Annotated in this window: 7 protein-coding genes; all 7 read right to left on the bottom strand. The window is 63.3% G+C overall.

From position 1 onward, the window contains the following. Positions 1-1811: ATP-binding protein (locus IBX54_RS10825; protein ID WP_296542666.1), on the bottom strand; the 1811-nt coding region annotated here is incomplete at its 3' end. Continuing rightward, a complete protein-coding gene (locus IBX54_RS10820) occupies positions 1804-2535 on the bottom strand; it encodes a DUF4194 domain-containing protein (RefSeq protein WP_296542665.1) in 732 nt (243 codons plus the stop codon). The genes IBX54_RS10820 and IBX54_RS10825, both read right to left, overlap by 8 nt. A 192-nt stretch (positions 2536-2727) precedes the next feature. Then, a complete protein-coding gene (locus IBX54_RS10815) occupies positions 2728-4188 on the bottom strand; it encodes a DUF3375 domain-containing protein (RefSeq protein ID WP_296542664.1) in 1461 nt (486 codons plus the stop codon). Continuing rightward, the gene (locus tag IBX54_RS10810; protein WP_296542663.1) at positions 4163-4687 is read right to left on the bottom strand and encodes a GNAT family N-acetyltransferase; all 525 of its coding nucleotides are present in this window, start codon (positions 4685-4687) and stop codon (positions 4163-4165) included. Before IBX54_RS10810 ends, IBX54_RS10815 begins: the two co-directional genes overlap by 26 nt. Then, the gene (locus IBX54_RS10805; RefSeq protein ID WP_296542662.1) at positions 4684-4965 is read right to left on the bottom strand and encodes a DUF1778 domain-containing protein; all 282 of its coding nucleotides are present in this window, start codon (positions 4963-4965) and stop codon (positions 4684-4686) included. The genes IBX54_RS10810 and IBX54_RS10805 overlap by 4 nt, the downstream gene beginning before the upstream one ends. Positions 4966-5016: 51 nt before the next feature. Further along, positions 5017-6504 carry a cobyric acid synthase gene (locus IBX54_RS10800; RefSeq protein WP_296542667.1) on the bottom strand — a complete coding sequence of 496 codons (1488 nt, stop codon included), beginning with the start codon at positions 6502-6504 and terminating at the stop codon, positions 5017-5019. A 14-nt stretch (positions 6505-6518) separates the two neighbouring features. Next, positions 6519-7061 (bottom strand): aminotransferase class I/II-fold pyridoxal phosphate-dependent enzyme (locus IBX54_RS10795; RefSeq protein WP_296542661.1); only part of this gene is annotated, 543 nt, incomplete at its 5' end.

Here is a 7061-nt window from a genome sequence, read left to right as displayed (position 1 = left end):
CCCGACTTGATCTGCCCGGCGCGGGTAATGGCGCGCACCTCGCGGCGGAACTGCTCCTGGGTGGCGCAGCAGGCCACATCAAAACGCTGGCACAGCTCACGGTCGAGCCAGGCATAAAAGACCGAGTCGGGTTTGACCACCAGTTTGCGCACCAACGAATCGGCGTGCAAGCTAACCGCCTGCGCCCGCACCTCGGCGCGCACCCTGAAGTACACCAGTCGGCCTTTCAGGTGGGTCTGGTCCACCCACTGCGCCACCTGCGCATAAACGGCGTCGGGCACCAGCAGCGACAAGCCAAAGTTGTGCAGCAAGCGCTCTGCGGCGCCTTCCCAATCGCGCTGGTCCTCGCGCACCTCGATCAGCTCGCCGGCAAACGGCATGCTGTCCACGTCCAGCCCGAGGGCGTCACACAGCTCGGCGCGCATGCGAATGGACTGGGCGTCGATGTTGCTGCGCCGGGCCTTCAGGCTGGTGATCTCGTCCACCAGCAGGCCATGCGTTTGGCGGCCCTGGGTCAAGGCCACACTGCGCTCGGTGACCTGGTTTTGGGCGGCATCAAGCAGTGCGGTCTCGGTAGCGGCGCGCTCAACGCAGGTCTGCTGGCGCGCCAGCAGGTCGTCGCTGCTGGCCACGGGCGGCAAATCCAGCACCTGGCGCAGTTCGTCATAACGGGCGGCGGTCGCGCGGCGGCGCGTGACCTCTTGCTGACGCTGGGCAATCTCGTGCCCGAGCGCGGCCAACCGGTCGCCACCGTTGGTGGCCAAGGCCTGGCGCAGGTCGCGCTCTTGCAGGCGTTGTTGTGCTTGTTGCGCCTCGAGCTGGTTCACTTTGGCGCTGTCGCGGCGCAGCTCGTCGTTCAGATTGTTCAGGCGCAGGTCAATCAGGCCCAGTTTCAGGCGGCTGAAGTAGTCGCGCAGCGCCTCGCGGCAGGCGCGCAGCTCGTCGGCGGCGGCCAGCACGGCGCCATGGCGGTCGCAGTCTGCCACCAGCGGTGTCAACAAGTCCAGTTGCTGCTTGGCCTTGAGCACAGCACCATGGGCGCGATTAAGGTCGTCAAAGTGCGCGATCAGCGCCGCCACCCGCGGTGCCACGTCAAAAGGTTCGAGCATGTGCTGGCGCACAAAGTCGGTCAGGTTGCCCACCGACTTCATCGACACGGTTTGCAAAAACAGTTCGAGTGCCTGCTCGCTCAAACCACCCAGCAGGCGCCGCGAATGGTGGCTGTAGGGCGGAAAGCTGTCAAACAGCGCCACGCCGGTTTTGCGCAAACGCTTCTTCAAGGGCTCGATGCTGCTGCCAAAGTGGCCAAAGTCGTCGGCAATGCTCAATGGCGACTCGGCCACCGCGTAAAAGCGCTCGGGCTGACCGGTGGCCTCGCGGCACCAGAACACCTGCGCCAGCGTGACGGTTTTATCAAAACCCGCGTTATGAAAAACGCCCAGAATAACCGAATAACTGCGTGTGTCGCGCAGCGCCACCGGCTTGGCGCTGCCGCTGGCCTCATTGCGCTCTGACTTGTAATAACCCAACACATAGGAGCGCAGCGTGCGCTCCTTGGCGTCGGCCCCGGCGGCCTTGTTGTAGGCAATGCGTTGCGCGGGCACCAGCAGCGTGGTCACGGCATCGACCAGCGTGGATTTGCCCGAGCCGATGTCACCGGTCAGCAAAGCGTTTTTGCCGTCCGGGCGAAACACCCAGACGCGTTTGTCAAAGGTGCCCCAGTTGAACACCTCCAGGCGCATCAGGCGGAAACCGGCCAGGGTGTCTGGGCTGGCAAAGTCGAGTTCGCCGGGCATCAGTTCATCAGTCATCCTGGCCTCCGTCGGGTGCGGAATTGGCCAAATGCGCCTGGTAGCTGGCCAGCCGGGCGTCAAAGTCGGCCAGCCATTGGGCATCGACAAAGGCTTTCAAAATGCGTTGCACCTCGTAGTCGGGGCTGGCCGCGCGGGTGCTGGCGGCTTTGAGCTTGCGCACAAAACCCAGCTCGATGAGTTTGTTGAGCTGGGTTTGTACCTGGTCCATCAGGCGCGCTTCGTTGCTGCTGACCGGCGAGAACACGCGCACCAGCTCGACCACCGCCTCCAGCGACAGCACCAGCCGCGTGTCGCCGCCGCTGGCATCGAACTCGACCAGTTTCTTGCGCAACAAGGCCAGCAGCAGGCTCAAATGAAAGCTCAAGGGGCGCCGCGCCACCAGCCGCGGTGGTTTGGGGGCAGACTCGTCTTCGGGGTCGGGGCGGGCCTTGAGGAAGGCATAACCCTCGGATTCGTCCAGCACCAGGTCGAGCGCCAGCACGGCCGTGTAATCGCGCACCCGGGCTTGCAGCGCCAGCAGCGCCGCCCACAGCGCCGGGTCGTTGTCGCGGTAGAGCACACCTTTGAGCAGCGGGATGACCACGGTGGTGAGATCGTAGGCACCGGGTTGGGGGGTGTCGGGGCTGGGGGGCGCAGCCTCAGGCACCGGTTTTGACGGTTTTGGCTTGGGCGGCAACGGCAGCACAGGGTTGCCGAACATATCGGTTATCGAATCGGTCATGGGGCACTCACAAGTCATTCGCGGCGGGGGCGCCGCTCCTACAAAGACCAAGGACAAAGGCCGGCGGCATCCGTTGGCGTGGCGCCCGCGCCGCGTCAAGACAAAGGCCGGTGGCTCCTGTTGGCGCGGCGCCCGCGCCGCGAATGGTTTTTTGGTGATGGTTCATCCTGCTCAGGTTTGTGGTTTCCATCATCACCTTGCAAAGATCACTCTGGGCAAGCGGGCCTGGCGGATGCCGGTCTCGGTTGGCCACTGCACCAATTCCAGCACCGACTCGTCCACCACCGCTTGTGCCGACTCGCTGGCCAGTTGCAAATAGGCCACCAGCTCACCCAGGCCTTGTTGCAGCGGGTGCTCTTGTAACACCTCGCTTAACGTCACTTGCGCGCGTTGCTGCAGCATTTGGCGTACCTGGCCGGCCAGCAACGCCTTGTCAATGCGCACCTGGTCAAACAGCGCCGTGGTGTCCAGATCGCCCTCACCGGCCAGCAGCGTCAGGTTGTCCAGCACCAGTTTGGTGGGCGGGGTGTAGAGCGGGCGCTCCATCGGCAGCGTGACACTCGCGCTCTGATCGTCAATGGTCATGAAATCACCCGGCGGCATGTGGTCGCGAACGCTGAGCGCGCGCGCCTCGATGTTGCGCACAATTTCCATGATGCGGCGGTTCTCCAGCCAGGCCTGGTCGTCCAGAAAACGGCGCAATTGCTGCGACAGCAAGGCCACCGTAGCCTGTGCGTGCTCGCCGGCATCGAGCCAGTCGTAGTGCACGCGCCGCAGGCGCGGGTCGGGTTGCAAACCGGCCACTGGGGGCAGCGCCATCACGTCTTCGAGCAGTTGGGTCAACTCTTCCTGGCGCGATTGCGACATCAAAAAGTCCCAAAAAGCGCGAAAACTCTTGCCTTGGTCCGACTCGGCAATGGCATCGCGCTCGCCCAAAATGGCTTGCAGCAAGGCGCCTTTGGCCCCCTGCCACAGCGCAATACGCTCACGCACGCTGCGGTCGAGGGCGCGAAAGTTGTGCTCGACCTCGCGGAAATCGGTGAGCAGCTCACGCGCCAGCGCGGTGAAGTGCATGAAACGCTCGCGCAGCGCGGTGTCGTCGAGCAGCGGCATGTTGCCCGCCAGCACCCGGGCAATGTCGTCGTCGATGGCGTCGCGGCGTTTGTGCAGCTCGCGCACGCGCGCCTGCGGGTTGGTCTCGCTACCCTGGCGCATTTGCTGCAGCAGGTCAAACAGCGTCAGCAGGCGCGACTCGGTGCCAACAAACGCGCGATCGGTCAGGCTGGCCAACCAGCTCAGGGCGCGCTCGGTGGCCGGCGTCAGGTCAAAGTGAACTTCATCGCTGCCGGGCGGGTAAAACTTGCGCAACCAGCCACGCTCCAGCGCGGCCCAGTCGTTCAGGTATTCATTGGCGCTTTTGGGAAAAGCCTGTTCACCGAGCTGCTCGCGCAGGCCGAACAAAGTGTCTTCAAGGGCCTCAACCAGCGCCGACTGCGCCATCACGCGCACGTTGGGCTCGACAAAGCTGCGCTGCAAAAAACTGGCAATCAGCGGCGCGTGGTCGGCCACCAGCAAGCGCCACGCCGGGTGCTGGCGGCGCATGGCATCGACGGTGGCGTAATCGAGCTTAATGAGGGGCTCCCGGGGCGGCATCAGGGCTTGCCACGGTACGATTCAAGGTGGCAATCGGCAGGTACAAACACAGCGGATCAGACGGTGTAGCAATGAACCCAAAGCCACTGTAAAACGCCTTGGCTTGTTCATGTTTGGCATCAACCACCACAGCATACAAGCCGACACGCTCAGAAAATTCCAATGCAATCCCCAAAGCAAAGCCGAGCAGTTGCCGGCCCAATCCCCGACCCCGCGCATTCAAACTGACCGCCAGACGTCCGACTCGCAACATGGGTACGGGATAACGCGGCAATTTCAGATGGATTGAGAGGGCCGCTGACTTCACCTGGCCCGCGCTCAAGGTCGTGTAGCCGACCACCGTGACGCCATCATCAGCCAGCGCGACATAGGTCTTGCCAAAGCCCTTGCGCGCCAACTGCCCCGCCTGACGCTGCAAAAACTCGTTCAGCGCGGTGTCGCCGCAATCAAAGCCGCCGCGCTGGTGACGCTCGGCCAGACGTTCAATCAAATAACTCACCGGCTGAGTCGCATGAGTTCAATGAGCGCCTCAGTGGGTTCTGGCGGGTTTTCACAAGTCGAAATAAAGACTTCAAAGTCGGCTTGCGACAGCATCAGCGTGTCCTGATCTGCCACCACGCGCTGTGATGTCTCGTACATCGTCTGTGAGATATAACTTGACACGGTAGCGCCCATCAGCGCAGCGGCGCGCTCGATCAGCGCCTTGGCTTCGGGGCTGGTGCGCAAGTTGATGCGGGCAGAGTCGGTACTCGGGCGGCGGGTGGATACAGATGGCATGGTGAACTCCTTGAATGCGCAAAATTGTACGTCAATATGACTCACAATACATCAATTGGCCGGCAGCGCCTCAAGTACGCCCGGCTCAAAATGCCGGTCTATGTAATCGGCCAAGCCATCAAACACCGCATCGAGGGTTGGCACCTTGCCATTGAGCTGGGCACCAAACAGGGCTTGCAGCACGGCTGCGTCTTCAAACAGGCCATGCAGGTACAGGCCCAACACATTACCGGCAGTATTTTGCCAAGCCACCCCCCCGGGCAACACCTCGCGCGCCAGCTCACCGGCGCGCGCCATGGCCGGGTGTTGCTGCGTGCTGCCTTGGTGAATTTCATAGCCTGCCACACGCACACCAGCCAAGGCCGACCAAGGTGCGGCCAGGTCGGACGCAAAGGTGGCCTGCGTGTGACGCACGGTTTTGCCTGACGCAAACAGCGTGACCAGCGGCAACAAGCCCAGACCCGGCGCATTGCCGTCAATGCCGTCTGGATCAATCAGCGCTTCACCCAGCATTTGCAGGCCGCCGCACACCCCCAGCACGCTGCCGCCCTGACCGGCATGGTGGGCAATGGCAGCATCCAGCGCCTGGGCACGCAGCCAGGCCAGATCAGCCGCCGTGGCTTTGGAACCGGGCAGAATGACCCAGTCCGCAGGTCGCAACCGCGCCAGCTCGGACGCTGAGCGCACCCATTGCAGCTTGAGCCCGGGAATGTTTTTGAGCGGCTGAAACTCATCGAGGTTGCTGATGCGCGGGTAGGCGATCACCGCCACCGTCAGCTTGACCGTGCCTTGGGCCGTGCAGCGGTCGTCAAAAACGCCGTCTTCTTCGGGCAAACCATGCTGCCACCACATCGGCAAGGTCGCCACTGTGGGAATGCCGGTCAGCTCCTGCAACATCTGCGGTGCCGGGGCCAGCAGGGCCGCGTCGCCGCGGAACTTGTTGAGCACAAACCCTTTGATACGCTGGCGCCCGGTCTCGGGTAACAAGGCCCAGGTGCCATACAAATGGGCAAAGGCGCCCCCACGGTCAATGTCGGTGACCAGCAGACAAGCTGCGTTGGCGTGCTCAGCCACGCGCATGTTGACGATGTCGCTGTCCGACAAATTGATCTCGGCGGGTGAGCCGGCCCCCTCTATCACCACCACATCGTTTTCAGCACGCAAGGCGTCCAGCGCGGCGGCAATCTGTGGCCATACGTGCTTGCTGCGCTCGCGCCACGGCATGGCGGTCAGCGCGTGATCCACCTGGCCGAGCAGCACAACCTGGCTATGGGTATCGGCCTCGGGCTTGAGCAGCAAGGGGTTCATGCGCACGTCAGGCACGGCACACGCGGCCAGCGCCTGAAAATACTGCGCACTGCCGATCTCGCCCTGCCCGGTGTCGCTGGCCACCACGCGCGCGTTGTTGCTCATGTTTTGCGCCTTGAACGGTGCCACCTTCAAGCCTTGGCGAACGTAATAACGACACAAGGCCGTGGCCAGCCAGCTTTTGCCCGCGCCGCTGGTGGTGCCCAGCACCATGATGCATTTGGCCGCCATGGCTTGGTGATCTTTCATGAGCCATTGTCTCGCGTAAACACCACCCTGTCGGACAGCGCCAGGCGCAAAGCTGCCTGCGAGCCCAACCCCAGCACGCCCAGCCGGTACCAGCCAGGCAAACCAAACGAGGTCGCATCACGCAGCTTGATGCCGTGGCCGTGGCGCAAGGCGGCCAGGTTCGGCGGCTGCGGCGGTTTGGCGCAGAAAAAATTGGCCTGACTGGGTTGCAACAGCCACCCAAAGCCGGTCAATAACGTCGTCTGACTGAGCTTCCAGTCGCGCAAAGTGCGCAAACTGGCCTGTAGCCAGGTCTGTACTTCAGGGCTTACCCAGGCTTGCAGCATGGCCACACCGTGCGCACCCACGGGCCAGGCCGGGGCCAGCGCTTCCAGGGCTGAAACCACCGCAGCTGCGCCCGGTGGTGCAATCACGTAGGCGGCGCGCACCCCCGTCAGCCCAAGCGCCTTGTTGGGTGAAAAAAGCTGCCACACCTGCGCCAACTGAGCCGCATTGAGGCTGGGTGTACCCGCCAGACGCAGCGGCGCGTAGGCACAGTC

It is taken from the genome of Rhodoferax sp. (genome assembly GCF_014859475.1).
Lineage (GTDB): Bacteria > Pseudomonadota > Gammaproteobacteria > Burkholderiales > Burkholderiaceae_C > Rhodoferax.
This window is presented reverse-complemented; position numbering and strand designations above follow the sequence as displayed.

Excerpts from the sequence above, each read along its gene's own strand:
- IBX54_RS10820 (WP_296542665.1), bottom strand. The coding sequence starts at position 2,535 with ATGACCGATTCGATAACCGATATGTTCGGCAACCCTGTGCTGCCGTTG.
- IBX54_RS10815 (WP_296542664.1), bottom strand. The coding sequence starts at position 4,188 with ATGCCGCCCCGGGAGCCCCTCATTAAGCTCGATTACGCCACCGTCGAT.
- IBX54_RS10805 (WP_296542662.1), bottom strand. The coding sequence starts at position 4,965 with ATGCCATCTGTATCCACCCGCCGCCCGAGTACCGACTCTGCCCGCATC.
- IBX54_RS10800 (WP_296542667.1), bottom strand. The coding sequence starts at position 6,504 with ATGGCGGCCAAATGCATCATGGTGCTGGGCACCACCAGCGGCGCGGGC.